Source organism: Sporolactobacillus caesalpiniae (assembly GCF_040513385.1).
In the GTDB taxonomy this organism is placed as follows: domain Bacteria; phylum Bacillota; class Bacilli; order Bacillales; family Sporolactobacillaceae; genus Sporolactobacillus.
On sequence record NZ_JBEVCB010000012.1, the window covers coordinates 1 to 1,821 of the forward strand.

General features: G+C 46.2%; 1 protein-coding gene. It reads left to right on the forward strand.

Annotated features, from left to right (window positions below; translation table 11 throughout):
• Window positions 1–149: 149 nt before the first annotated feature.
• The gene (locus tag ABWW58_RS17065) at window positions 150–1,286 is read left to right on the forward strand and encodes an IS110 family RNA-guided transposase (RefSeq protein ID WP_353867341.1); all 1,137 of its coding nucleotides are present in this window, start codon (window positions 150–152) and stop codon (window positions 1,284–1,286) included.
• The last annotated feature ends 535 nt before the right edge of the window (window positions 1,287–1,821 follow it).

Sequence of the window (1,821 nt, forward strand, 5' to 3'; positions counted from 1 at the left end):
AAAGTATAAAAAAATTAAAGATTCAAGGAAACGAGTTATCATGAACAAAACTAGCCCCCTTGATTGTAGAATCGTGGATTAAATGGGGAAAAATGAAAGAGACTTTCAAATCCTCAAACAGAGCCATCATACGAAAGGGAGCTAGCACTATGAATGATAACACAAAATATGTAGGTTTAGACGTCTCTAAGGAAAAAATAGCGGTTGCGGTTGCCGAAGAAGGAAGAAACCAGCCCCAGTACATCGCGATGATTCCTTATCGACCAGAAGCGATTCGGAAACAAATGAGCCGATTAGGGGATCCGAGCCAGTTGCGTGTCTGCTACGAGGCCGGACCCACCGGATATGGCCTTTATCGTTTACTCAAGGCGATGGATATTTATTGCGAAGTCATTGCTCCGTCCCTGATTCCGCAAAAGCCGGGTAATCGTGTCAAAACAGATCGACGTGATGCTCTGCAGCTGGCAAAATTATATCGAGCAGGCGAACTCACCCCTATTTATGTTCCCAGTGAAGACGATGAAGCACTCCGTGATCTCGTCCGTGCACGGGAAGATGTCAAAGAAGATGAATTGCGCGCGAAGCATCGGCTTACGAAGTTTCTTTTGCGGAACGAAATCAAAGAACCTAGTGGAGTACGAAAGTGGACCCGAGCGTACAAAGATTGGCTCGATAAACTTTCGTTCGAGAAAAGCGCCTCTTTGGTAGTTTTTCAGGAATACTTGCACACACTCAAAGACATTGAACTTCGCTTAAATCGTTTAGAAAAGGAAATTGAGCGTCAAGCAAAAGAAGGACACCATGCGTCGATGATTCAGGCGCTTCAAGTTTTTCGTGGCATTTCAACCATCACAGCCACAAGCCTTGTAGCGGAAATAGGATCATTTCAGAGATTTCAGACTGCGCGACAGTTCATGGCTTATACCGGGCTCATCCCTAGCGAGCACTCGAGTGGCGAGTCCCGGCGACAGGGGAAAATCACAAAAACAGGCAATCGTCATGTTCGACGGCTGCTCATTGAATCTGCATGGAGTTATCGTTATCAGCCGGCCGTTAAGGGTGCTTTGAAAAAGCGTCAAGAAAATCAACCGCCACAGCTTTTAGGCATTGCTTGGAAAGCACAGACGCGCTTGCACACAAAGTATTTCCGTTTAATGGGAAGAGGTAAGGAAGCAGGCAAAGTAGTGACGGCGATCGCACGGGAACTCGCTGGGTTTGTTTGGGCACTCACGCAACAGCTTGACGAACCGAAAACGGTCACTCTCAATGAGGAGCGCACTGCATGACCTTTGACAGGGAGCCTCTGTGGGCGCTGTTTTCCCGCAAAAGGTGGCCAGCTTGAGTTTTGCACGGCTTCCCAGCCTACCACGCCCACCTCTCCCTGTCAAAGGGTGCTCGTATCTTGTTTCGTTGTAGAAAAAATAAAATAAAAGAAGAGAAGGACTTGAGAATAGGGCTGGAAGGCAAAGATGAAAACCGTAAGGGATAACGCACGACTTACACATGTGCTCGCTTGAATTGAAGTGAATGCACGAAACGAGTTCGTGACAGATCCTGAGACGGAACGATAAAATGTGAAAACCCACGGATATCAGTATACTCATCGGCGAAGAGATTTTTGCCTTCGAGCCGTGCGCTCGAATCGTTCTAGAAAGCATTCGTTCATAAAAAGAGAAGGTGAATTCAAAAGAGACGCAGTGGAGTGATGGAGTTGAAAGAAAAAAAGAAGCCCAAGAGCTTCTCTTCTTAAAGTTGGAATAAAACAGCTGATCCAATCCAATGTAGTGGGGGTATTGACAGTTTTGTTCATATCAGTGTAAG

Bases quoted from the DNA above. Each gene is read 5' to 3' on its own strand.
- ABWW58_RS17065 (WP_353867341.1), top strand. From the start codon at position 150: ATGAATGATAACACAAAATATGTAGGTTTAGACGTCTCTAAGGAAAAA.